The sequence below is a fragment of the Micromonospora lupini genome (assembly GCF_026342015.1).
GTDB classification, from domain to species: Bacteria; Actinomycetota; Actinomycetes; order Mycobacteriales; family Micromonosporaceae; genus Micromonospora; species Micromonospora lupini_B.
Genome location: NZ_JAPENL010000001.1, coordinates 2473210 through 2497114, shown reverse-complemented (window position 1 = coordinate 2497114; position 23905 = coordinate 2473210). Strand labels below are relative to the sequence as shown.

At 72.5% G+C, this 23905-nt stretch carries 18 protein-coding genes; 14 read left to right on the top strand and 4 right to left on the bottom strand.

The features are described 5' to 3' along the window. Window position 1 precedes the first annotated feature (1 nt). A complete protein-coding gene (locus OOJ91_RS10910) occupies window positions 2-1054 on the bottom strand; it encodes an AAA family ATPase (RefSeq protein ID WP_266244488.1) in 1053 nt (350 codons plus the stop codon). A 402-nt stretch (window positions 1055-1456) separates the two neighbouring features. On the opposite strand from OOJ91_RS10910, the gene leuS reads away from it, so the two are divergent. Continuing rightward, the gene (gene leuS, locus OOJ91_RS10905; protein ID WP_266244487.1) at window positions 1457-4297 is read left to right on the top strand and encodes a leucine--tRNA ligase; all 2841 of its coding nucleotides are present in this window, start codon (window positions 1457-1459) and stop codon (window positions 4295-4297) included. A gap of 277 nt (window positions 4298-4574) precedes the next feature. Here leuS and OOJ91_RS10900 read toward each other — a convergent pair whose 3' ends face one another. From OOJ91_RS10900 to OOJ91_RS10890, 3 genes are read right to left on the bottom strand one after another with little or no spacing between them, the layout of a single operon-like run. Beyond that, window positions 4575-5258: a TVP38/TMEM64 family protein gene (locus OOJ91_RS10900; RefSeq protein ID WP_266244486.1), complete on the bottom strand. Its 684-nt coding sequence runs from the start codon at window positions 5256-5258 to the stop codon at window positions 4575-4577. Beyond that, window positions 5255-5974, bottom strand: a complete 720-nt coding sequence (locus tag OOJ91_RS10895; RefSeq protein WP_266244485.1) for a type 1 glutamine amidotransferase — start codon at window positions 5972-5974, stop codon at window positions 5255-5257. The genes OOJ91_RS10900 and OOJ91_RS10895 overlap by 4 nt, the downstream gene beginning before the upstream one ends. After that, a complete protein-coding gene (locus tag OOJ91_RS10890; protein ID WP_266245367.1) occupies window positions 5964-7211 on the bottom strand; it encodes a MurT ligase domain-containing protein in 1248 nt (415 codons plus the stop codon). Before OOJ91_RS10890 ends, OOJ91_RS10895 begins: the two co-directional genes overlap by 11 nt. Window positions 7212-7567: 356 nt before the next feature. Between OOJ91_RS10890 and mraZ the strand changes: the two genes are divergently transcribed. The 13 genes from mraZ (at window position 7568) to OOJ91_RS10825 (ending at window position 23750) form a co-directional block, all read left to right on the top strand. Next, window positions 7568-7999: a division/cell wall cluster transcriptional repressor MraZ gene (gene mraZ / locus OOJ91_RS10885; RefSeq protein ID WP_007463034.1), complete on the top strand. Its 432-nt coding sequence runs from the start codon at window positions 7568-7570 to the stop codon at window positions 7997-7999. Window positions 8000-8205: 206 nt separating this feature from the next. Further along, window positions 8206-9246 carry a 16S rRNA (cytosine(1402)-N(4))-methyltransferase RsmH gene (rsmH, locus tag OOJ91_RS10880; RefSeq protein ID WP_266245364.1) on the top strand — a complete coding sequence of 347 codons (1041 nt, stop codon included), beginning with the start codon at window positions 8206-8208 and terminating at the stop codon, window positions 9244-9246. A 59-nt stretch (window positions 9247-9305) separates the two neighbouring features. Then, window positions 9306-9911: a hypothetical protein gene (locus OOJ91_RS10875; protein WP_266244484.1), complete on the top strand. Its 606-nt coding sequence runs from the start codon at window positions 9306-9308 to the stop codon at window positions 9909-9911. A gap of 3 nt (window positions 9912-9914) precedes the next feature. Beyond that, on the top strand, window positions 9915-12140 hold the full coding sequence (locus OOJ91_RS10870; RefSeq protein WP_266244483.1) for a penicillin-binding transpeptidase domain-containing protein: 2226 nt from the start codon (window positions 9915-9917) through the stop codon (window positions 12138-12140). 52 nt (window positions 12141-12192) lie between these two features. Beyond that, entirely contained in the window at window positions 12193-13755 is a 1563-nt protein-coding gene (locus tag OOJ91_RS10865; RefSeq protein WP_266244482.1) for a UDP-N-acetylmuramoyl-L-alanyl-D-glutamate--2,6-diaminopimelate ligase, read from the top strand. Continuing rightward, a complete protein-coding gene (locus OOJ91_RS10860) occupies window positions 13752-15149 on the top strand; it encodes a UDP-N-acetylmuramoyl-tripeptide--D-alanyl-D-alanine ligase (protein ID WP_266244481.1) in 1398 nt (465 codons plus the stop codon). The genes OOJ91_RS10865 and OOJ91_RS10860 overlap by 4 nt, the downstream gene beginning before the upstream one ends. Further along, window positions 15146-16270 (top strand): phospho-N-acetylmuramoyl-pentapeptide-transferase, encoded by a 1125-nt coding sequence (gene mraY, locus OOJ91_RS10855; protein ID WP_266244480.1) that lies wholly within the window; start codon window positions 15146-15148, stop codon window positions 16268-16270. The genes OOJ91_RS10860 and mraY overlap by 4 nt, the downstream gene beginning before the upstream one ends. Before the next feature lie 471 nt (window positions 16271-16741). After that, entirely contained in the window at window positions 16742-18154 is a 1413-nt protein-coding gene (locus OOJ91_RS10850; RefSeq protein WP_266245362.1) for a peptidoglycan glycosyltransferase FtsW, read from the top strand. Then, entirely contained in the window at window positions 18154-19260 is a 1107-nt protein-coding gene (gene murG, locus OOJ91_RS10845; protein WP_266244479.1) for an undecaprenyldiphospho-muramoylpentapeptide beta-N-acetylglucosaminyltransferase, read from the top strand. The genes OOJ91_RS10850 and murG overlap by 1 nt, the downstream gene beginning before the upstream one ends. Continuing rightward, window positions 19257-20822: a UDP-N-acetylmuramate--L-alanine ligase gene (gene murC, locus OOJ91_RS10840; protein ID WP_266244478.1), complete on the top strand. Its 1566-nt coding sequence runs from the start codon at window positions 19257-19259 to the stop codon at window positions 20820-20822. Before murG ends, murC begins: the two co-directional genes overlap by 4 nt. After that, window positions 20819-21637 carry a cell division protein FtsQ/DivIB gene (locus OOJ91_RS10835; RefSeq protein WP_266244477.1) on the top strand — a complete coding sequence of 273 codons (819 nt, stop codon included), beginning with the start codon at window positions 20819-20821 and terminating at the stop codon, window positions 21635-21637. Before murC ends, OOJ91_RS10835 begins: the two co-directional genes overlap by 4 nt. A 244-nt stretch (window positions 21638-21881) precedes the next feature. Further along, window positions 21882-22997 carry a cell division protein FtsZ gene (gene ftsZ / locus OOJ91_RS10830; protein ID WP_266244476.1) on the top strand — a complete coding sequence of 372 codons (1116 nt, stop codon included), beginning with the start codon at window positions 21882-21884 and terminating at the stop codon, window positions 22995-22997. 9 nt (window positions 22998-23006) lie between these two features. Next, window positions 23007-23750 carry a YggS family pyridoxal phosphate-dependent enzyme gene (locus OOJ91_RS10825; protein ID WP_266244475.1) on the top strand — a complete coding sequence of 248 codons (744 nt, stop codon included), beginning with the start codon at window positions 23007-23009 and terminating at the stop codon, window positions 23748-23750. Window positions 23751-23905 lie beyond the last annotated feature (155 nt).

Sequence of the window (23905 nt, the reverse complement as noted above, 5' to 3'; positions counted from 1 at the left end):
GTCACGGCCTCCGCGGCTCGTAGGGCGCGCGACCGTTGCCGGTGGCGGGCCGGGTGTCGTAGGGGTTGCGTTGCCTGTCGTGCGGCAACGGCAGTCGGTGCACCAGCTCGGAGACGATCGCGTCGGTGGTGCGTCGGGCGAGCTGCGCGTCGGCCGTCGGGATGATCCGGTGGGCGAGCACCGGCACCGCCAGGGCCTGCAGGTCGTCGGGGAGGACGTAGTCGCGGCCCTCCAGCGCGGCGACCGCACGGGCCGTGCGCAGCAGTTGCAGGGTCGCCCGTGGGGACGCGCCCAACCGCAGGTCGGGGGCCTCGCGAGTGGCGGTGACCAGGTCGATGGCGTACTGCTTGACGGCGTCCGCGACGTGCACCTGCCGGACGGTGGCGATGAGCTGCCGGACGATGTTCGCGTCGGAGACCGCGCGCAGCTCGTTCAGCGGGTCGGTGCCGCCGTGCCCGTCGAGCATGGCCAGCTCGGCGTTGGAGTCCGGGTAACCCATCGCGATGCGGGCGGTGAACCGGTCGCGCTGCGCCTCGGGCAGCGGGTACGTCCCCTCCATCTCGATCGGGTTCTGGGTGGCGATGACCATGAACGGGGTCTGCAGCTGGTAGGTCACGCCGTCGACGGTGACCTGCCGTTCCTCCATGCACTCGAGCAACGCCGACTGGGTCTTCGGCGAGGCCCGGTTGATCTCGTCGCCGACGACCAGGTTGGCGAAGACCGCCCCTGGACGGAACTCGAAGTCGTGCGTCTCCTGGTTGTAGACGCTGACGCCTGTGACATCGCTGGGCAGCAGGTCGGGGGTGAACTGGATCCGGCGCACCGTGCAGTCGATGGACCGCGCGAGGGCCTTGGCCAGCTTGGTCTTGCCGACGCCGGGAACGTCTTCGATGAGGAGGTGACCCTCGGCGAGCAGGACGGCCAGGGCCAGCCGCACGGTGGCGGTCTTACCCTCGATGACCTGCTCGATGTTGGCCACGATGGCCTCGCTGGCGGCGCGGAACTCGTCGTGCGGCAACAGGCCGCCCACCTCGTCCCAGGTCTGTTGTGTCACGGGCCTCCTCCTCGTCGCCATGACGGCAGCTCTGTAGAGAGCACCTGGACCCGCCGTTGGGTTCGCGACGTCGAGCCTCGTTTGCCGCAGGATTCTCACTGGCCTCTCAGGCTAACCATGTTTGTCGTTATCGCCGACCCCCGCAGGTAGTCCGCCGCTTACGGACGGATATTCGCCGAGTTGGGGGATCGACCCACCGTCACCCCACGCCCCCGACGACCCGCACGGCAACGCGGTACACTGCCGGACATGGCCGGAGTCTTCCTGCTTCTTACCGGGCCGTGCTGATGCGCTGAACGCGCGACAGCACGGCGGCCCCTCCTGCGCGAGGGGCTTTTTTGTGCCCGCCGCCGGTCCGGCCCGGCGGTGCCGAGACGAAGCGAAGCGAAGCGAGGAGAGACGATGAGTGAGGCAGCCGCACCGGCGGGCGACATCCCCCCGTTCCGGTACACCGCGGCCCTGGCCGACGAGATCGAGACCCGTTGGCAGGACACCTGGGCGCGCGAGGGCACCTTCCACGCACCGAACCCGACCGGGCCGCTGGCCGACCCGGGCCACCCCCGGGCGGGGGCGGAGAAGCTGTACGTGCTGGACATGTTCCCGTACCCGTCCGGCGCCGGCCTGCACGTCGGTCACCCGCTGGGCTACATCGGCACCGACTGCTTCGCCCGCTACCAGCGGATGGCCGGGCGCAACGTGCTGCACGCGATGGGGTTCGACGCGTTCGGTCTGCCCGCCGAGCAGTACGCCGTGCAGACCGGAACCCACCCCCGTACCACCACCGTGGCCAACATCGAGCGGTACAAGACCCAGCTGCGCCGGCTGGGGCTGGCGCACGACGAGCGCCGCTCGGTGGCCACCATCGACACCGACTTCTACCGCTGGACGCAGTGGATCTTCCTGCAGATCTTCAACTCCTGGTACGACCGCGACGCCGGCAGGGCCCGGCCGATCGCCGAGCTGATCGCCGAGTTCGAGGGCGGTAACAGGTCCACCCCGGACGGCCGGCCCTGGGCCGAGCTGAGCGTCGCCGAGCGCCGCGGAGTCGTCGACGACCACCGGCTGGCGTACGTCTCGCAGGCCCCGGTCAACTGGTGCCCGGGGCTGGGCACCGTGCTGGCCAACGAGGAGGTCACCGCCGACGGCCGCTCCGACCGGGGCAACTTCCCGGTCTTCAAGCGCAACCTGAAGCAGTGGAAGATGCGGATCACCGCCTACGGTGACCGGCTGCTGGACGACCTGGACGCGCTGGACTGGCCCGAGCCGATCAAGCACATGCAGCGCAACTGGATCGGTCGCTCGCAGGGCGCGCACATCGACTTCCCGACCGAGCGGGAGCCGATCCGGGTGTTCACGACCCGCCCGGACACCATCTTCGGGGCCACCTACATGGTGCTGGCGCCCGAGCACGAGCTGGTCGACGCGCTGGTGCCGGCAGCCTGGCCGGAGAGCACGCGGGACGCCTGGACCGGGGGACAGGCCAGCCCCCGGGCGGCCGTCGAGGCGTACCGCAAGGCCGCCGCCGCCAAGACCGACGTCGAGCGGCAGTCCGACAGCAAGGAGAAGACAGGCGTCTTCATCGGGGCGTACGCCACCAACCCGGTCACCGGCGGGCAGATCCCGATCTTCATCGCGGACTACGTGCTGGCCGGCTACGGCACCGGCGCGATCATGGCGGTGCCGGCGCAGGACGAGCGGGACTGGGCGTTCGCCGAGGTCTTCGAGCTGCCGATCGTGCGTACCGTGCAGCCGGCGGAGGGCTTCGACGGCAAGGCGTACACCGGGGACGGCCCGGCGATCAACAGCGCCGCGCCCGAGCGCGGCCTGGACCTGGACGGGCTGGGGGTCGCCGACGCCAAGGCGGCGATCATCGCCTGGCTGGAGGCGAACGGGCACGGCACCGGCGCGGTGACCTACCGGCTGCGCGACTGGCTGTTCTCCCGGCAGCGCTACTGGGGTGAGCCGTTCCCGATCGTCTACGACGAGACAGGCGCGGCCATCGCCCTGCCGGAGGAGATGCTGCCCGTCGAGCTGCCCGAGGTGGACGACTTCTCCCCGAAGACGTTCGACCCGAACGACGCGGGCTCCAACCCGGAGACCCCGCTGTCGCGCCGCCGCGACTGGGTCGAGGTCGAGCTGGACCTGGGTGACGGGCCGAAGCGCTACACCCGCGAGACGAACGTGATGCCGCAGTGGGCCGGCTCCTGCTGGTACGAGCTGCGCTACCTGGACCCGACAAACAGCGAGCGGTTCGTCGACGCCGAGAACGAGCGGTACTGGATGGGTCCGCGCGGCGAGGGCGACTGCGGGGGCACCGACCTGTACGTCGGCGGCGCCGAGCACGCCGTGCTGCACCTGCTGTACGCGCGGTTCTGGCACAAGGTGCTGTTCGACCTGGGGCACGTCTCGTCGTTCGAGCCGTTCCGCAAGCTGTTCAACCAGGGCATGATCCAGGCGTACGCGTACACCGACTCGCGCGGCAGCTACGTGCAGGCCGAGGAGGTCGTCGAGCGCGACGGCGCGTACTACCTGGGTGACCTGACGGTCAACCGCGAGTACGGCAAGATGGGCAAGTCCCTGAAGAACGTGGTGACCCCCGACGACATAAGTGCCGCGTACGGCGCCGACACCTTCCGGGTGTACGAGATGTCGATGGGCCCGCTGGAGGTGTCCCGCCCCTGGGAGACCCGGGCGGTGGTCGGGTCGTACCGCTTCCTGCAGCGGGTCTGGCGGGCGATCGTCGACGAGCAGACAGGCGCGCTGCGGGTCACCGAGGATCCGGCCGACGAGGCGACCCGCCGGCTGCTGCACAAGGTGATCGACGGGGTCCGTGGCGACATGGACGGCATCCGGTTCAACACCGCGATCGCCAAGCTGATCCAGCTGACCAACGGGCTGACCGGCCTGTCGGCCACGCCCCGCGAGGTGGCCGAACCGCTGGTGCTGATGGTGGCGCCGTTCGCCCCGCACGTGGCCGAGGAGCTGTGGCGCAAGCTGGGCCACGACACCTCGCTGACGTACGCGGACTTCCCGACCGCCGACCCGGCGCTGCTGGTGGCCGAGACGGTGACCTATCCGGTGCAGGTCAACGGCAAGGTCCGTGGCCGCGTCGAGGTCCCCGCCGACGCCTCCGAGGAGACCGTCCGCGCGACGGCGCTGGACGCGGTGGCTGCCGTGCTGGCCGGCAAGGAACCCCGCAAGGTCATCGTGGTCCCGGGCCGGCTGGTCTCGGTCGTCGCCTGACAGAGCCGGCGCTGCGACCCGTGGCCGGGCGCTACCGAGCGTGACCTCGCCGGGAGCGGAGGCTGCGGTGAGCGCTATGACTCACAGGTATATATATGCCTCTGAGTCATAGCGCTCACCGGACCTGTCGCCCCCGGCGAGCCGCGCTGTCACGCGGACAGCGCCGCCACGACGCCGCGGTGGGCGCGTAGCCAGTCGTGCCAACGGCGTACTCCGTCGGCCGCGCCCGCGTCGGCTTATGCCCGGCTCGTCGCGGTCGGCGTCGGTGCCGCGCCGGTCAGACCGGCATCCGGCGGCGGCGTCGTTCGCCGCGCCACCACTTGTGTACGAGCACGAGGCTGGCGATCAGGCCGAGGCTGGCCGGGGCGGCGGCGTACCAGTTGATGTGGCCGGGTGAGCTGGCGGCCGCGCCGATCGCCGCGTAGCCGAAGGCTGTCGGCGCGGAGGCGATCACGCTGCCGGCCAGGAACGGCAGCACCCGCGCGCCGGTCGTGCCGTAGCCGTAGCTGACCAGCCCGAACCCGGCGATCGGCAGCAGTCGAACGGTGATCACGCCGAACACGCTCTGCCGGGCGAACCAGCCGTCGAGGCGGGCCAGCCGGCCCCGGACCCGTTCGGCCACGAACTCCCGGCCGAGCAGCCGGCCGACAGTGAACCCGATCGCCGCGGCGACAAGCGCGGCGCCCAGGGCGTACGCGGCGCCCTCCAGCGGGCCGAAGATCGCGCCCGCCGCGAGCGTGAGGAAGGTGCGGGGCACCAGCGCGACAAGCAGCAGCGCCCCGCCGAGGATCGCCGCCACCGGGGCGAAGTCACCCAGCCGGTCGGCCAGCAGCGGCAGCTGCGCCGGATCCGGCCGGGGCACCAGGAGCAGCAGCAGCCCGCAGGCGCCGATCAGCAGGACGAGCAGGGCGAACCGGGCGGCCGACGGCTGCCGGAGCAGCCGCCGGACGGCTCGGATCATGCCCGGGCGGGGGCCACTGCGGAGCGGCGCTCGTTGCGGAGCCGGTCCGACCAGGTGTCGTCAAGTGGGGGGAGCTGGTGTGCCCCGGTGGCCCAGCGCAGCAGCAGGTCGGCCAGGGCCGGGTTGCGGGCCAGTGCCGGGCCGTGCGAATACGTGCCCAGCAGCTTGCCGCGCCACGCGCCCTCGGTGGCGCCGTCGTTGCCGATCCCGGTGGTGACCCGGGCGAGCGGGGCGACCTCCGGACCGAGGTGCGTACGACCGCCGTGGTTCTCGAAGCCGGTCAGCGGGGGCAGGCCCAGCCGGGGGTCGATCTCACCGGCCAGCTCGCCGACGGCCCGGCTCTCGCCCCGGTCGGACTGCAGGTCGAGCAGCTCCAGCCCTCGACACTGCACACCCTTGGCGAAGAAGGAGGTGCCGAGCAGCTGGTAACCGGCACAGACGCCGAACACCACAGACCCCTGGGCGACCGCCCGGTGCAGGCCGCCGTCGGCGATCAGCCGCTGGGCGCCCAACGCCTGCGGGCCGTCCTCGCCGCCGCCGACCAGGTAGATGTCGGCTGTCGCGGGCAGCCGCTGGTCGGAGCGGACCTCGAGCACCTCGACAGGCATGCCACGCTGGCGGGCCCGTCGGGCGAGGATCAGGGCGTTGCCCCGGTCGCCGTAGGTGGACAGCAGGTCGGGGTAGATCCAGACGATGCGCAGACTCTCAGATGACACGGTCCAACTCCGCTCGGATGTCCTGGAACGCGGTGTAGTTCGCGATGACCTCCAGCCGCCCGGGCGGGACCGACCGGAGCGCGTCGTCGAACGTGCGGACGTGCTGGAACGGGACGTCGTTGACGTCCAGTCGAACCGCCAGGTCGTATGCCCGGTCGCCGGTGATCAACACCTGCCGGCCACGGAGCGGGGCGAAGTCGACGTCGTAGAGCCAGGAGGTGTCCAGACCGTCGGGGTCGCGCGCGTTGATTGAGAGCAGTGTCGGCGCCTCGTCGGCCATGTCGAAGGCCTCCAGCCAGCTGGCCGGGTTCTTGGCCAGTAGCAGCCGGATGTTGCGCCCGTCCTTGTCGACCTGCGCGTACCGGCCGGCCACCGAGGTGACGATGCCGAGGCGGGACACCGCGTCGACCGGGCGTACGCCGAACTCGGCGGCCACCGCCAGCGCGGTCGCCGCGTTGCCGAGGTTGACCTTGCCGGGCAGTTGGAGGGAGACCTTGTGCCAGGCCCCGGTGGGGTCGAGCACCCCCTCGTCCTCGACTACCCAGTTCGGCTCCGGTCGGCGCAGCGCGCAGCCCGTGCACCACCACTGCTCGCCCGAGCGCTGGATCGTGGAGCCGCACTCCGGGCAGACCCAGGAGTCGTCGTGCCAGCGCTGGCCGGCGCTGAACCAGGTCACGTGCGGCGGGTTGATGCCCCGGGCGGGGTCGCCCGGCGGGGTGGCGGCCCACACCACCAGCGGGTCGTCGGCGTTGGCCACCACCCGGACGTTTGTGTGCCGGACCAGGGCCGCGCGCCAGAGCTGCGCCATCATGGCGACCTCCTTGGCCCGGTCCAGCTGGTCGCGGGAGAGGTTCAGCAGCGCCACCACGTGCGGCTCGGTCGACTCCAGCACCTGGGCGAGATAGTGCTCGTCGACCTCCAGCACCGCGTACGGGGTGCTGCCGGCCTTGGCCAGCGCCGAGGTGTGCCCGCTCGGCATGTTGGCGCCGAAGGAGTTGGTGGCGACACGGCCGAGCACGCCGACCGCTGCGGAGGTCAATCGGGTGGTGGTCGTCTTGCCGTTGGTGCCGGAGACGAGCGCGATGGCGCGTCCGGCCGACAGGTGCGCCAGCAGGTCCGGGTCGATCTTCAGCCCGATCCATCCGCCGATCACCGATCCGTCGCCACGGCCGGCGGCCCGGGAGAGCGCCGCGGCGGTCCGTGACACGGAGCTGGCCACCTTGGCCCGTAGGGGCATTTTCGCGTCCGTCACGCGAGCGAGGTTACCGGACCGCCCGCCTCACCAGATCGCCGCCGACGGTGAACCGTTCGGCCGTGGCATTCGTGCGGGTAGTCGGATCGCGCTCCACCGGACGGAGTCGATCTATGTCGGAAAGCGGACCACGCCGGGCGGGCGCTGGAGCCCTCCACTCCGCTCCACCCCTTGTGACGTGCGGTTTTGCGGGCGGATCGGACGCGCCACGCGGGCGAATCTGGTTGCAGGTGGAGGGAAGTGGAGTAAGGTGGGGCCCAATGGTGAGGCCGGGAGGGCTCACCGGCCCGGGGGGTCAGCGGCGCCGCGAACGCCGCTCAAGGGCGAGGGGGTAGGGCCGGATGTTCCTCGGCACCCATACTCCGCGCCTGGACGACAAAGGCCGGTTGATCCTTCCGGCCAGGTTCCGGGATGAGCTGGCGGGGGGTGTCGTGGTCACCAAAGGGCAGGATCGTTGCCTCTATGTCTTTCCGACACCCGAGTTCCAGCGGATCGCGGAGCAGTTGCGCGCGCAGCCGATGACGCACAAGGCGGCCCGGGCCTACAGCCGGGTCTTCTTCGCCAGCGCGCACGACGAGGTGCCGGACAAGCAGGGCCGTGTGACGATTCCGGCACACCTTCGGCAGTACGCCGCGCTCGACCGTGACCTGGTGGTCATCGGCGCGAGCACGCGGGTGGAGATCTGGGACAAGGTCGCCTGGGAGACCTACCTCGCCGAGAGCGAAGACGACTTCGCCGACATCGAGGAGGGGGTGCTGCCCGGCGGTCTGTAGGGCGGAACGGCGCCCGACGTACTGCGAGATCTCCAGCCGCTTTCGAGTTCCTGGCACCCCTTCCCCGGTGCCAGGCGCACGATCCAGTCATCGGGCGACGGCCTGGTGTCGGGCGGGAGCGGATGGGGATCTGGCGGTACGACGGCAGCGCCGTCGCCACGGCAGGCGCGCGAGAAGAACGGACGTTTCAACCAGTGGGGGTCAACATGGGGGAGTTGCGCGGCACACATGTGCCGGTGCTGCTCGAGCGGTGTCTCGAGCTGCTGGCCCCCGCGCTGGGTCGGGGCGGCCGGACTGTGCACGTCGACGCGACGCTCGGCCTGGCCGGGCACGCGGAGGCGGTGCTGGAGGCACACCCGGAGACGGTCCTGATCGGGCTCGACCGGGACACCGAGGCTCTCGCTCACGCGCGGGTCCGGCTGGCGCGGTTCGCCGACCGGGTGCACCTGGAGCACGCCGTCTACGACGAGCTGCCCGAGGTGCTGGAGCGGCTGGGCTATCCGGGCATCGACGGGATCCTGTTCGACCTGGGTGTCTCGTCGCTGCAACTGGACGCGCCCGACCGCGGGTTCGCGTACGCCCAGGACGCTCCTCTGGACATGCGGATGGACCAGACGCGGGGGGTGACCGCCGAAGAGGTGGTCAACACGTACGCCCATCCGGATCTGGCCCGGGTGCTGCGGGTGTACGGCGAGGAGAAGTTCGCCGGCCGGATCGCCTCGGCGATCATCCGGGAGCGGGAACGCGCGCGGATCACCTCGTCCGCGCGGCTGGCGGAGCTGGTCCGGGACTCCATCCCGGCGCCAGCGCGACGAACGGGCGGACACCCGGCAAAGAGAACGTTTCAGGCTTTACGGATCGAGGTAAACAGAGAGCTGGCAGCGCTGGAGACGGCGCTGCCGTCCGCGCTCGACGCACTGACCGTGGGCGGTCGCATGGTGGTCCTGTCCTACCACTCGCTGGAGGACCGGCTCACCAAGGTGGCGCTCGCGGACCGGGTTCGCAGTAAGGGCCCGATCGACCTCCCGGTTGAGCTGCCCGGGTCCGGTCCGACGTTCCGGCTGCTCAGCCGGGGCGCCGAACTGCCCGGGGAGGCGGAGGTCGCCGCGAACCCGCGCGCCGCTTCGGTGCGGCTGCGGGCAGCGGAACGACTCGACCCGAACGCGACAGAGCAGGGGCGGACCGACCGCGAACGGTCCCGCCGCAGGGTGAAGGGGATGCACCAGCCGGGCGCGGGGTCAGCCTGATCCGTGGGGGATCAGGGGCGCCGGCCCGGTAGAGGGACGGATGTTGAGGGGGAGGGGACATGAACATTGACAAGCGCGACCGCCGGGACGTCACCGGCGGCGGGCAGCGCGCACCGCGGTCGGGGGGCCGGACCGCGGCGGAGCGAGCCCCGCGCGTGGGGAACGGTACGCCACGCATCGATCGAGTCAACCGGCAGGGGGAGACTCGCGCCCGGGGGGCGCGCGAGTTCCCGACCCAGGGCAGCGCCGCGCTGCGTCCGGCCGAGAAGGCAGGCGCCGCGGCCACCGCCCGCTCGCCCCGGCTGCGGGTGGCGCCGCCGCCGCCCGTGTCGGTGCCGCGTGCGCCGTTCGCGGCGCTGATCGTGGTGCTTGTGGTCGGTGGGGTGCTCGGCATCCTGGCGGTCAACACCAAGATCAACGAGAACGCGTTCCGGCTGGAGAAGCTGCAGCAGCAGCAGTCCCGGCTGGACCTGGAGAAGCAGCAGTTGGACAAGCAGATCACCGAGTACGAGGCGCCGGGCAACCTGACCGCCGAGGCGCGTCGGCTGGGACTGGTGGACGCCGGTGAGCCGGCGTACATCCGGATGCCGGACGGCAAGACCATCGGCGTGCCGAAGCCGGCGACCGGCCAGCCGTCGGTCACCAGCCAGGGCGCGGGAGGCTGACCGGTGCCACCGAGGTCGGACGAGCCGCGCCGGGACCCCACGGGGTCTCGGCGCGGTTCTTCGCGTGCGGCAGGCCCGTCCGACGAGGAGTCGCGGGCCGGCGAGCCGGGCATCGGGGGCATCTCCGGCGCCCGCGCGTACACCCCGAGGGGCCGGACCGTCCGCGAGGGCACGCCGGCACGCGGCGCGGCCCCCGAGCAGCGGCGTACCCCGCGCAGCACCAGGTCCGGCGACCCGTTCCGGCCGGCGTTGCAGGTGCTCGACGGCGGCCGTGCCGCCGCCCGTTCGGGCCGCCGGGACGCTCCGGCGGCCGGCCGGGGCGGCGTCGTGCGCACCGTCGCGCCGCGCGCCCCGCGCGGCCCGGCCGGCGACGAGCCGCCGCCGCGCCGCCGCACCACGCCGCGCGCGCCCGGCCGCGCCGATCGACCGGCGGCTCGCCGGCCGTCGCGCAAGCCACCGCGCCCGCCGAAGCTCGCCGACCCGCGGCTGCGACTGCGCCTGGGCACCGTGCTCACCCTCGCGCTCTTCGTCGTCATCGGGGTGCGGTTGATCTTCCTGCAGGCGGTCGACACCCCGGCGTACGCCGGTGGTGGCGTCGCCGACCGGACCCGCACGGTCGAGCTGCCCGCGCCGCGCGGCGCGATCTACGACTTCCGGGGCGAGCCGCTGGCCCACAGCGTCGAGGCGCGGTACGTCTTCGCCGACCCGACCCTGATCGAGGACCGGACCAACGCCGGGTGGATCGGCGCCGACGCCACCGCCAGGGCGCTCTCTCCGTTGCTCGGCATTCCGGCGTCCAAGCTCACCGAGCTGATGAAGCCCCGCAAGCTGGAGAACGGCAACCCGTCCCGTTTCGAGTACCTGGCCCGCGGGGTGGAGATCCCGACGGCCAAGCAGGTGCAGGCGTTGGAGCTGCCGGGCATCGGGGTGCACCGCGACGAGCGCCGGGAGGTGCCCGGCGACGATCTGGCGGCCAACCTGATCGGCTTCACCAGCCAGGACATGGACGGCCTGGAGGGGTTGGAGGCACGCTACGACGACCTGCTCGCCGGGCAGGACGGCAGGCGGGTGTACGAGGCCGGCCTCGGTGACCTCGCCGCGCCGATCCCCGGTGGTTACAGCAAGACGACCCCGGCCAAGCCGGGCAGCTCGCTGACCCTCACCATCGACCGTGACCTGCAGTTCCGCACCCAGCAGATCCTCAGCGCGGGGATGGCGGGGCAGCGGGGCGCGACCGCCGCCGCCGTGATCATCGACGTGGCCACCGGCGAGGTGCGGGCCCAGGCCAGCGATCCCACCTACAACGCCGCCAAGCCGGTCCCGAGCGACCCGGTCGCCCGGGAGGACGCCGCGACCAGCTTCGTGGTCGACCCCGGCTCGGTGCACAAGGCGATCACCTACGGCGCGGCGCTGCAGGAGGGGGTGATCACCCCGGACACGACGCTGCCCATCGCCAACAGCATCAAGAAGGGTGACACCTGGTTCTCCGACACCCATCCGGCCAACGGCCGGAAGATGAGCGTGCCGGGAATGCTTGCCTTCTCGTCGAACGTCGGCGCGATCACCGTCGCCGACCGGCTCGGCCGGGACCGGCTGATCGACTACCAGAAGCGGTTCGGGCTGGGCAAGCCCACAGGCGAGGGCCTGCCCGGCGAGGCCAGCGGCCGGCTGCTGCCGGCCGACGAGTGGAGCGAGTCGTCGCGCGGGTCGGTGCCGATCGGGCACAGCGTCGACGCCACGCCGTTGCAGATGGCCGCCGCGTACGCCGCCATCGCCAACGACGGCACGTACGTGCAGCCGCACCTCGTGAAGGAGACGATCGGCCCGGACGGCAAGCACACCCCCGCGCCCGCGCCTGTCACCCGCTCGGTGCTCAGCCCGCAGAACGCTGCGGCGCTGCGCACCATGCTGGAGGCGGTCACCACAGTCGAGGGCGCCACCGGCACCCTGGCGGCGGTCCCGGGCTACCGGGTCGCCGGCAAGACCGGCACCGGCTGGCGTCTCGTGGACGGCAAGAAGCAGCCCGGCGAGGTGTCCTCCTTCATCGGCATGGCCCCCGCCGAGAAGCCCCGGTACGTCATCGCGGTCTTCGTGTACGCGCCAGGTGGTGGGGGTGCGGCGGTCGCCAACCCGGCGTTCCGCGACATGATGCAGTTCACGCTGCGTCACTACCGCGTGCCGCCGTCCCCGAGTGGTTCCGCACCCAAGTTCGTGGTCTATCCGCGCTGACCAGCGGAGGCGCGACATCATCGGTGAGTGCCGACGAACCACCGGGGCGGCTGTGCGGCCGGAACCGGACGACCGGGTAGGGTCTGACGCCGTGCCCGGCAATCCACGTCCACGTACCGTGACCGGCGTCCGGCTCGGTGACCTCGCCGTCCGGCTCGCCGTCGACCTCCCGGCGGACGCCGCCGACGTGGTCGTCACCGGCGCCACCCACGCCAGCCAGGAGGTCCGCCCCGGCGACCTGTACGCGGCCCTGCCCGGCGCCCGCCGCCACGGCGCGGAGTTCGCCGTCGGCGCGGCCGAGGCCGGCGCGGTGGCCCTGCTGACCGACCCGGCCGGCGCCGAGCTGGCGGCGGCGAGCGGCCTGCCCGCCCTTGTGGTGCCCGACCCGCGCGCGGTGCTCGGCGAGCTGGCCTCGGCGGTGTACGGCGACCCGACGGCAGCGCTCACCGTGATCGGCGTGACCGGAACCGCAGGCAAGACCTCCACCGCGTACCTGGTCGAGTCGGGTCTGCGCGCCGCGGGCCACACCACCGGGCTGATCGGCACGGTGGAGACCCGGCTCGGCGACCTGGTGATCGACAGCGTGCGCACCACCCCCGAGGCGACCGACCTGCACGCGATGCTTGCCACCGCCCGGGAGCGCGGCGTCACCGCAGTGGTCATGGAGGTCTCCAGCCACGCCCTGGCCATGGGCCGGGTCGGCGGGGTGCGGTTCGCCGTCGGCGGGTACACGAACTTCGGCTCCGACCACCTGGACTTCCACGCCGACAGCGCCGACTACTTCGCCGCCAAGGCGCAGCTCTTCGACGGCCGCTGCGCGGTCGAGGTGCTCAACCACGACGACCCGGCGCTGAAGCCGCTCTACAAGCCGGCGACCGTCAGCTACTCGGCGCTCGGCGATCCGACAGCGACGTGGTGGGCCGACGGCGTGGACGGCGAGGGGTACGCGCAGCGGTTCACCGCGCACGGCCCGGACGGACTGGCGCTGACCGCCGGGGTGGCGCTGCCCGGGCGGCACAACGTGGCGAACGCGCTGCTGGCGATCGCCACCCTGGTGGGCGCCGGGGTGGACCCGGTGACCGCGGCGGCCGGTGTGGCCGCCTGCGGTGGCGTGCCCGGCCGCCTGCAACTGGTCGACGTCGTCGGGCCGGTGCGCGGGGTGGTCGACTACGCGCACAAGGCCGACGCGATAGTGGCAGCCCTCGCCGCGCTGCGGGAGCTGAGCGCCGGCCGGCTGATCTGCGTGATCGGCGCCGGCGGAGACCGGGACCGGGGCAAGCGCCCCGTGATGGGCGCCGCCGCGGCCGAGGGGGCAGACGTGGTGCTGGTGACCGACGACAACCCGCGTACCGAGGACCCCGCGCAGATCCGCGCCGAGGTGCTCGCCGGGGCGTACCGGGCCGGCACGGCCGCCCGGATCATCGAGGTGGCAGGTCGCCGGGACGCGATCGACGAGGCGGTCCGGCTGGCCGAGCCGGGTGACGTGATCGCGCTGCTCGGCAAGGGTCACGAGCGGGGCCAGGAGGTGGCGGGCGAGATGTACCCGTTCGACGACAGCACCGAGTTGGCCGACGCGCTGCGGGCCCGCTTCTCCGACCGGGCGGGTCAGCGGTGATCGCGCTGACCCTGGCCGAGGTGGCCACGGCGGTCGACGGGCGGCTCGTGCACGCCGACCCGGCCGCCACCGTCACCGGTTCGGTCGAGTTCGACTCGCGCAAGGTCGGGCCCGGTTCGCTCTTCGTCGCCTTCCCGGGGGAGAAGGTCGACGGGCACGACTACGCGGCGACGGCGCTGGCGGCGGGCGCGGTGGCGGTGCTCGGCACCCGCGAGCTGCCCGAGGTGCCGATGGTGCTCGTCGACGACGCCCTGACCGCGATGGGCCGGCTGGCCCGCGCGGCGGTGGCCCGGCTGCCCGAGCTGACCGTGATCGGCGTGACCGGCTCCTCGGGCAAGACCACCACGAAGGACCTGATCGGCCAGCTCACCGCCCGCCTCGGCGCCACGGTGGCCCCGCCCGGGTCGTTCAACAACGAGCTGGGCCACCCGTACACGGCTCTGCTGGCCGGACCGGACACCCGCTACCTGGTCATGGAGAAGGGCGCCCGCGGGATCGGGCACGTGCGCTACCTGTGTGAGCTGGTGCCGCCCCGCATCTCGGTGGTGCTCAACGTCGGGACGTCGCACATCGGCGAGTTCGGCTCCCAGGACAACATCGCCCAGGCCAAGGGCGAGCTGGTCGAGGCGTTGCCGGCCGACGGGCTGGCCGTGCTGAACGCCGACGACCCCCGGGTGGACGCCATGGCCGGTCGCACCCGGGCCCGGGTGGTCCGCTACGGCGAGGCGCCGGACGCCGACCTGCGCGCCGAGGACGTCACGCTCGACGAGCGGGGGCACCCGTCGTACACCCTTGTCACGCCGGAGGGGCGGGTGCCGGTGCGGCTCGCGTTGACCGGCCGTCACCAGGTCGGCAACACCCTCGCCGCCGCCGCGGTCGCCCGGGAGCTGGGCATGCCGCTGGCCGACCTGGCCCCGGCGCTCGGCGCGCTGGGGTTGAAGTCCACCCGGCGGATGGACGTCTTCGACAGGCCCGACGGGGTGACGGTCATCGACGACTCGTACAACGCCAATCCGGCCTCGATGGCTGTCGCGCTCCGGGCGCTTGCCAGCCTCGGCCGGGAACGGCGTACCGTCGCGGTGCTCGGTTACATGGCCGAGCTGGGCCCGTTCGAGCGCGACGGCCACGCCGAGGTCGGCCGACTCGCGGCCGAGCTGGGTGTCGACCGGCTGCTCGTGGTGGGTGAGCCGGCCGCGCCGATCCACGAAGGCGCGACAGCGGTAGCGAACTGGGGAGGAGAGTCGGTGCTGCTCACTGATCAGGCGGCGGCCGTCGAGGTGCTGCGGGGCGAGCTACGGCCGGGCGATGTCGTCCTGGTCAAGGGCTCCCGGTACCGGACCTGGGAGGTGGCCGACGCCCTGCGGGCCGACGCCGCCGAGGAGGCCACCCGATGAGGGCGGTCATCGTCGCGATCGGGGTGGCCTTCCTCGTCTCGCTGTTCTGCACGCCGATCGCGATCAAGGTGTTCACCCGGCTCAAGGCCGGCCAGCCGATCCGGTCCGACGGCCCCGCCATGCACCAGGGCAAGAAGGGCACGCCCACGATGGGCGGCGTGGTCTTCATCCTGGCCACGGTGATCGCGTACGTCGCCGGCCACCTGGCGCTGACCACGCTGCCGGACCTGCAGATCGCCCAGGTGGAGCCGACCATCACCGCGCTTGTGCTGCTGGGGCTGATGGTCTTCTCCGGCGCGGTGGGCTTCCTCGACGACTTCCTCAAGGTGCGCAAGCGCAACAGCGCCGGTCTGAACAAGCGCGGCAAGCTGCTCGGCCAGATCCTGGTCGGCGCGGTCTTCGGCGTCGTGGCGCTGTACTTCCCGAGCACGATGACCGACGCGACGGGCGCGAAGACCAACACCGAGACGGTGGGCAGCACCACGCTGAGCTTCATCCGGGACATCGACGCCCTGGAGGTCAGCAAGATCGGCGCGGTGATCATCTTCATCTTCGTGGTGATGGCCGCGACGAACGGGGTGAACCTCACCGACGGTCTGGACGGCCTGGCCACCGGCGCCTCGGTGATGGTCCTCGCGGCGTACGCGCTCATCGCGTTCTGGCAGTACCGGCACTGGTGCGCCGACCCGAGCTACACCCAGGCGTACTGCTACTCCGTCCGGGATCCGCTGGAGATCGCGCTGATAGCCGGGGCCGCGGCCGGGGCCTGTGTGGGCTTCCTCTGGTGGAACACGTCCCCGGCGCGGATCTTCATGGGCGACACCGGGGCGCTGGGCCTGGGCGGCCTGATCGCCGGCATGGCGATGTCCACCCGGACCATCCTGCTGCTGCCGATCATCGGCGGGCTCTTCGTGATCATCACGATGTCCGTGGTGATCCAGATCATCTCCTTCCGGACCACAGGCAAACGTGTGTTCCGGATGTCGCCGTTGCAGCACCACTTCGAGTTGGCCGGCTGGAGCGAGGTCAACATCGTGGTCCGGTTCTGGATCATCGCCGGCATCGGTGTGGCCATCGCGCTGGGCCTGTTCTACAGCGAGTTCCTCGCCAACATGACCTGATCCACCCTGTTCGGCCGCCCTGGCCGGCAGGCCGGCCGGCGATGCGGGCTGCGCGCTGCGCTCCCCGGGGCCGAGGCCCGACACGCCCGGTGCGTCGTTGTGGGCCTGTCGGGCGCGCCGAGCGGTGATGATGTCCGGGTGGGGGAGGAACCAGGCACCGAGGACAGGACAGCCGGTCGGCCGCGACGGTCACCGGGTACGGCGCGCAGCGCCGAGCCCGGCCGCGCGGCCCGCGAGCCCCGCCGCGCGGGGCGTGAGCCCGATCGCGCGGCGGGTGCGGCGGACGGCGCGGCGCGTGAGCCCGACCGCGCCGCACGCGAGGTGGACGGCGCGGCGCGTGAGTCGGGCCGGGGAGCGCGCGAGCCGGGCGCCCCGGGGCGTGGTGAGGCGGGGCGTGCCGCTGGCTCGGCGGGGCGTGAGCCGGAGGGCGGCGGTGCCGTCCCGCTGCGCGGGCTGGATCCGGCCGGCGGGCTGGCCGCGCTTCGGGGCCTGCTGGACCGGCCGCTGGCGTCCTACTACCTGCTGCTGTCCAGCGCCGGCCTGCTGCTGCTCATCGGGCTGACAATGGTCTTCTCGGCGACAAGCGTGAGGGACTACGCCGAGGACGGCAACGCCTCGGCCTCGGTGACCAAGCAGGCCATCTTCGCGGTGATCGGCATCGGGGCCTTCTGGGTCTGCCAGCGCCTGCCCGCCAGCACCTACCGCTCGCTGGGCCGGCCGCTGCTGTTCACGTCGGTGGCGTTGCTGTTGGTGCTCAACCTGCTGGTGGCCTACGGCCGGCTCACCGACCAGAAGTCGGTAGTCCTCGGGCCGGTCGAGGCACGGCTGAACTGGCTGTTCGTCGGCGGGATCCAGGTGCAGCCGTCCGAGCTGGCCAAGTTCGCGCTGGTGCTGTGGGGCTCGCATGTCATCGCCCGCAAGGGCGCCGCGCTGGGCTGGTGGCGGGAACTGGCCACGCCGCTCTTTCCGGTCATGGGTCTGCTCTTCGTCCTGGTCGGCTACAACGACACGGGCACGATGCTCTGCCTGCTGGCCCTGGTGGTCGGCCTGCTGTGGGCCGCCGGGGTGCGGATGCGGATCTTCGGCACCCTCGCGGCGGCCGGGCTGGTCGGCGTCGGACTGCTCGTCGCGGTGGCCTCGCTGGGCGCCGGCTCCGGCGAGCAGGGCGCGGAGAACTACCGCTTCGCCCGGCTCGCCATGTTCTTCAATCCACCTGACCCGGAGAAGTGCAAGCTCGACGGCTGTCTCCAGTTCTATCAGGGCCGGCTGGCCATCGAGCACGGCGGCTGGTTCGGCGTCGGACTGGGCAAGGGCAGCCTCAAGTGGGACTGGCTGCCCGAGGCACACAACGACTTCATCTTCGCGATCATCTCGGAGGAGTTGGGGGTGATCGGCTGCGCGGTGGTGCTCAGCCTGTTCGCGGTGCTCGCGTACACAGGTCTGCGCATCGCCCGGCGGGTCGACGACCCGTTCCGGCGGCTCGCCGCCGCCGCGGTCACGACCTGGCTGGTGAGCCAGGCGGTGATCAACATCGGTGGGGTGGTGGGGTTGCTGCCGATCACCGGTCTGCCGCTGCCGTTCATCTCCGACGGCGGAAGTGCCCTGGTCGTGACGTTGGCGGCGATCGGGATGCTGGCGTCCTTCGCCCGCGCCGAACCCGATGCGGCCAGAGCGCTGCATGCCCGTCCGCCGGCCCGGTGGGTCCGACTACTCTGGGCCCCGTTGCCGCCGCTTCCCGGCCGGCGTCGCCGACCGGCGACGCCGCCGGCTGGCCGAGGGTCCGTGCCCCGGTCCCGCGAGCGGCGCCAGGACGACCAGGCCGCACCGCGCGGCGTCCGGCAGGGCCGGAGCCGCCAGGGTACGGCGAGCGAGAGGAGACGCTGATGGGTCCGCTGCGTTCGGTGGTGCTCGCGGGAGGTGGCACCGGGGGACACATCTACCCGCTGCTCGCCTTCGCCGACTGCCTGCGCCGACACGACCCGGGCGTCCGGATCACCTGCCTCGGCACACCCAAGGGCATGGAGAACGAGCTGATCCCGCCACAGGGCTACGACCTGCGGCAGATCCCGGCGTACCAGCTGCCCCGCTCGGTGAACATGAACCTGGTGCGTACCCCGGGCCGGATGTGGACCGCGGCCCGCGCCGCGGGCAAGATCATCGACGAGGTACGCGCCGACGCGGTCGTCGGCTTCGGCGGGTACGTCTCGGTGCCTGCCTACCTGGCCGCGTGGCGCCGCGAGCTGCCCATGGTGATCCACGAGGTGAACGTGCCGCCGGGCGTGGCCAACCGCCTCGGCATGAAGTTCACCAAGAACATCGCTGTCGGCTTCCCGCACCAGCCGAGCCAGGCCGAGTCGCTGCGTGACGCGACGGTGGTGGGGGTGCCGCTGCGCCGCAGCATCGCCTCCCTGGACCGGTACGCGCTGCGCAACGCCGCCCGCGCCCGCTTCGGGCTCCGCCCGGACCTGCCGGTGCTCTTCGTCGCGGGCGGCTCGTCCGGCGCCCGCTCGATCAACCTGGCGGTCTCCGGCGCGGCCAAGGAGCTTGCCCGCAACGGTGTGCAGGTGCTGCACGTGATGGGCGCCCGCAACGAGCCGGTGCCGATCCCCACCGACCTGCCGGTGCCGTACGTGACGCTGCCGTACCTGTCCGAGATGGAGCTTGGTTACGCCGCGGCCGACCTCATGCTGGCCCGGGGCGGCGCGATGACCGTCGCCGAGGTCGCCGCGATCGGCCTGCCGACGATCTTCGTGCCGTACCCGCACAGCAACCAGGAGCAGAAGCGCAACGCGCTGCCCGTGGTGGAGGCCGGCGGCGGGCTGCTCGTCGACGACGCGGAGCTGACCCCGGACTGGCTGGAGCGCGCGGTGATCCCACTGATCCGCGACCCGCAGCGGCTGTACGCGATGGGCGCCGCGGCATCGGCGTACGGGCGGCGCGACGGTGACGAGGCGCTGCGCTCGTTCGTCCTCGAGGCGGTGGCCCGATGACCGCGCAGTTCACCCCGGCCGGCACGCTCACCGCCGAGGACCTGGGCACCATCCACCTGATCGGGGTGGGTGGGGTCGGCATGAGCGGCCTGGCCCGACTCTTCCTCACCCGGGGCATCCCGACCTCCGGCAGCGAGCTGCGGGAGTGGCCGTCGCTGGCCGGCCTGCGGGCGCTGGGCGGAACGATCCACATGAGCCACGAGGCGACGAACCTCGACGGCGTGGACACCGTCGTCTACTCCTCGGCGATCCCACAGGACCACCTGGAGCTGGTCGAGGCGCGTCGGCGCGGCCTACGGGTGCTGCACCGTTCGGAGGCCCTGGCCGCGGCGATGACAGGTCGCCGGGCGGTGGCGGTCGCCGGCACCCACGGCAAGACCACCACCACCTCGATGGTGACAATGGTGCTCCAGCAGGCCGGGGTCGACCCGTCCTTCGTGATCGGCGGGGAGATCTCCGAGGTCGGCTCGGGCGCGCACCACGGCACCGGCGAGTACTTCGTGGTGGAGGCCGACGAGAGCGACCGCTCGTTCCTCATCTACCGCCCGTACGTCTCGATCATCACGAACGTCGAGGCGGACCACCTGAACACCTACGGCGACTACGCGACGCTGGAGGCGGCGTTCGTCGAGTTCGCCCGGCTCACCGACCCGGACGGGTTCATCATCACCTGCGCCGACGACCCGGGCGGTCGGCGGCTGGCGGCGACCCTGCGCGCCGAGGGGCGGCGGGTGCACACGTACGGGGTGGCCGAGGACGCCGACCTGCGGCTGACCGAGATCGTCTCCTCCGCGCGGGGAGTGCGTTACCTGGCCGCGATCGACGGGCGGTCGCTCGGCGAGTTCCGGCTGCCCGTGCCGGGCCGGCACATGGGGCTCAACAGCGCCTCGGCGGTGCTGACCGCGTACCTGCTGGAGCTGCCGCTTCCGGCGGCGGAGGCGGCGCTGGCGGTCTTCCCGGGCGTCCGGCGGCGCTTCGAGCGCAAGGGTGTCGCGGACGGCGTGCTTGTCTACGACGAGTACGCCTACCACCCCACGTCGATGACGCTTGCCATGCAGACGCTGCGTGAGGTGGCCGGTGACGGGCGGCTGATAGTCGTCTTCCAGCCGTACCGGCTGTACCGCACCCGCGACTCCCAGGCGGAGATCGCCGAGGCGCTTGCCATCGCCGACGAGGTGGTGCTGCTGGAGGTCTTCGGGCCGGGCGAGCTGCGCCAGCCCGGTGAGGGTTCGGCGGCGCTGATCGAGGCGGTGGCGCTTCCGGCCGAGCGGAAGGTGTTCGTCGACTCCTGGGAGGACGCGCCGGTCGAGGTGGTCCGCCGGGCCCGCGAGGGGGACGTGGTGGTGACCATGGGCGCTCCGCCGATCTCGCTGATGGGTGACGAGCTGTTGGCCGCCCTGGGCGCGCGTACCGCCGAGTCCGCGCCGACCGCGACCGTCGACCCGGTGGCCACGACCCCGGCGATCGGCCAGCCGGTGCCGGGCGGGTCGACGGCCGGTGGCGACGGGGCGGCGCTCGGTGGCGCTGCCGCACCGGACGGCGCGGCCCCCACGGCCGGATGAGCCCCGGCCCCGCCCGAGGGCGGACCAGCGGCGCCGACGGTGGCGCCCCGCGGCGCGGTCCGGCGCGGCGTTGGCAGTTGGTCCGGGCCGGCAGCGACGCGGTGCCGCCGTCGACCCGCCGCTTCATGGCCCGGGCCCGGCAGCGTCGGATGCGGGCGGCGTTGCCGTGGGCGGTGGCCGCCGGGGTGCTGGCCCTGCTCGGGCTGGTCGCCTGGACGGTCCTCGGTACCGGGCTGCTCGGGGTCCGCGCGGTGACTGTGGAGGGCGCCGAGCTGGTCACGGACGTGCAGGTGCGCGACGCGGTGGGGGTGGCGGACGGGGTGCCGCTGGCCCGGGTGGACCTGGCGGCCGCCGCGCGTCGGGTCGGCAGGTTGGCGCCTGTGGAGCGGGCCACTGTGTCGCGGGACTGGCCGGGCACCCTTGTGGTCCGGGTGACCGAGCGGACGGCGGTGGCGGTGGTGCCGCAGGCGGATACGTTCGCGCTTGTCGACCGCACCGGCGTGGCGTTCCAGACGGTGGCCCGCCGCCCCGCCGGGCTGCCGCTGGTGCGGGTGGCCCGGCCCGCCGCCGCCGACCCGGAAACCCGGGCCGCGCTTGAGGTGCTCGGGGCGCTGACCCCGCAACTGCGTGCCGAGCTGGTGGACCTGAGGGTGGAGGGCCTGGCCCGGATCAGCCTGCGGCTGCGCGGGGACCGCACGGTGGTCTGGGGCGACGCCACGCGGGGTACGGACAAGGCCCGGGTGGCGACGGCGCTGCTCGGTGAGGACAGCGACCGGATCGACGTGAGCGCCCCGGACGTGGTGACCTTCCGCTGACGGGTGAGCGTGCGGGGACGTGACGAGTCGCGCTCCGGCGGCGACACGCCGGTCGGGTCCTTGGCTCATCGCGTGGTGGCGCTTACGTTGCCCCGAAGAGGTTCAGTGGTTGACATAACTGTAAGCCTCTAGTAGAGGGTGAGGGTTCGCCCCTGACTCTCGCTGGTGACAGCTGTCGTCGGCCGCTGGTCTGGCCACGCCGTACCCGGTCGGCCGAAGCCAATCTCGAAGGAAAGGACCGGAGATGACACCTCCGCACAACTACCTGGCGGTCATCAAGGTCGTCGGCATCGGGGGCGGCGGCGTCAACGCCGTCAACCGGATGATCGAGGTTGGGCTCAAGGGCGTCGAGTTCATCGCGATCAACACCGATGCCCAGGCGCTGCTGATGAGCGACGCCGACGTCAAGCTCGACGTCGGCCGGGAGCTGACCCGCGGTCTGGGGGCCGGGGCCAACCCGGACGTCGGCAAGAACGCCGCCGAGGACCACCGCGACGAGATCGAGGAGGTGCTCAAGGGCGCCGACATGGTCTTCGTGACCTGCGGTGAGGGCGGTGGCACGGGCACCGGCGGCGCGCCCGTGGTGGCCAACATCTCCCGCAAGCTCGGCGCGCTGACCATCGGCGTGGTGACCCGCCCGTTCTCCTTCGAGGGCAAGCGCCGCCAGGTGCAGGCCGAGACGGGGATAGACGAGCTGCGCAACCAGTGCGACACGCTCATCGTCATCCCGAACGACCGGCTGCTGGCGCTCGGTGACCGCAACATCAGCATGATGGACGCCTTCCGCACCGCCGACCAGGTGCTGCTCTCCGGTGTGCAGGGCATCACCGACCTGATCACCACCCCGGGTCTGATCAACCTGGACTTCGCCGACGTCAAGAGCGTGATGAGCGGCGCCGGCAGCGCGTTGATGGGCATCGGCAGCGCCCGCGGGGAGAACCGCGCGGTCGAGGCGGCCGAGGCGGCCATCTCCAGCCCGCTGCTGGAGCAGAGCATGGACGGCGCGCGCGGCGTGCTGCTCTCCATCGCCGGTGGCTCCGACCTGGGCCTGTTCGAGATCAACGACGCGGCCCAGCTGGTCACCGACGCGGCCCACCCGGACGCCAACATCATCTTCGGCGCGGTCATCGACGACGCGCTCGGCGACGAGGTGCGCGTGACTGTCATCGCGGCGGGCTTCGACGGTGGCACCCCGGCGTACAAGGCGGCCGAGCCGACCCGCAAGACCAACACCAACCAGCCGGCGCCGCAGAGCGCCCCGGTGCCTCCGCCGGCCACCCTGCCGGCGCCGACCCAGTCGCCGCGCCGGGTGCTCTTCGACGACGTGGACGTGCCCGACTTCCTCAAGAACGGCTCCTGAGCGCCGCCGATGACCGACAGCTCAGCCACGGTACGACCGGAACGGCGCGCCGAACTCGCGGCCGGCCTGGCCCAGGTGCGGGCCCGGATCGCCGACGCCTGCGCGGACGCGGGCCGGGACCACGCCGACGTCACGATGATCGCCGTGACCAAGACGTACCCGGCCGGGGACGCGCTGGCGTTGGCCGGTCTCGGGGTGACCGACCTGGGGGAGAACCGCGACCAGGAGGCGGCCGGCAAGGCCGCCGAGGTGGCTGCGGCCGGGGTACGTCCACGGTGGCACTTCATCGGACAGTTGCAGCGCAACAAGGCCCGCTCAGTCGTCCGCTATGCCGACGTCGTGCACTCGGTGGACAGCGTGCGGCTGGCCCGCGCGCTGGGCAACGCGGCGGCGGAGCGGGAACGACCGCTTGACGCCCTGGTCCAGGTGAGCATCGACGGCGACCCGGCGCGCGGCGGCGCGTTGCCCGACTCGGCCGACCCGGGAGCGGGGTTGGAGGCGGTCGCCGCGGCGGTGGCCGACGCGCCCGCGCTGCGGTTGGCCGGTCTGATGGCGGTGGCGCCGCTGGGGTGGACGCCGGAGCGGGCCTTCGCCCGACTGGCCGAGGTGGCCGAGGCGTTTCGGACGCTCCATCCGGGAGCGACAGCGTTGTCGGCGGGAATGAGCGGCGACCTGGAAATCGCGATCCGATACGGCGCGACACATGTCCGCGTCGGTAGCGCGTTGCTCGGAATGCGTCCCACGCTGCGGTAGCCTGACCGCGAGACAGGCAAATTACATCAGTGTTGTTTCAGGGCGGCGGATCCTTGTGGGGGTCGTGACGCGCGACGCGAATCGCGCGCCAGGGGGATTGCCGTTCCGGTCCGATGGGCATGGTTGTCCACTCGCGACGGGCGACATGGCACGGG

Excerpts from the sequence above, each read along its gene's own strand:
- leuS (WP_266244487.1), top strand. The coding sequence starts at position 1,457 with ATGAGTGAGGCAGCCGCACCGGCGGGCGACATCCCCCCGTTCCGGTAC.
- OOJ91_RS10900 (WP_266244486.1), bottom strand. The coding sequence starts at position 5,258 with ATGATCCGAGCCGTCCGGCGGCTGCTCCGGCAGCCGTCGGCCGCCCGG.
- OOJ91_RS10890 (WP_266245367.1), bottom strand. The coding sequence starts at position 7,211 with ATGCCCCTACGGGCCAAGGTGGCCAGCTCCGTGTCACGGACCGCCGCG.
- mraZ (WP_007463034.1), top strand. The coding sequence starts at position 7,568 with ATGTTCCTCGGCACCCATACTCCGCGCCTGGACGACAAAGGCCGGTTG.
- rsmH (WP_266245364.1), top strand. The coding sequence starts at position 8,206 with ATGGGGGAGTTGCGCGGCACACATGTGCCGGTGCTGCTCGAGCGGTGT.
- OOJ91_RS10875 (WP_266244484.1), top strand. The coding sequence starts at position 9,306 with ATGAACATTGACAAGCGCGACCGCCGGGACGTCACCGGCGGCGGGCAG.
- mraY (WP_266244480.1), top strand. The coding sequence starts at position 15,146 with ATGAGGGCGGTCATCGTCGCGATCGGGGTGGCCTTCCTCGTCTCGCTG.
- murG (WP_266244479.1), top strand. The coding sequence starts at position 18,154 with ATGGGTCCGCTGCGTTCGGTGGTGCTCGCGGGAGGTGGCACCGGGGGA.
- murC (WP_266244478.1), top strand. The coding sequence starts at position 19,257 with ATGACCGCGCAGTTCACCCCGGCCGGCACGCTCACCGCCGAGGACCTG.
- OOJ91_RS10835 (WP_266244477.1), top strand. The coding sequence starts at position 20,819 with ATGAGCCCCGGCCCCGCCCGAGGGCGGACCAGCGGCGCCGACGGTGGC.
- ftsZ (WP_266244476.1), top strand. The coding sequence starts at position 21,882 with ATGACACCTCCGCACAACTACCTGGCGGTCATCAAGGTCGTCGGCATC.
- OOJ91_RS10825 (WP_266244475.1), top strand. The coding sequence starts at position 23,007 with ATGACCGACAGCTCAGCCACGGTACGACCGGAACGGCGCGCCGAACTC.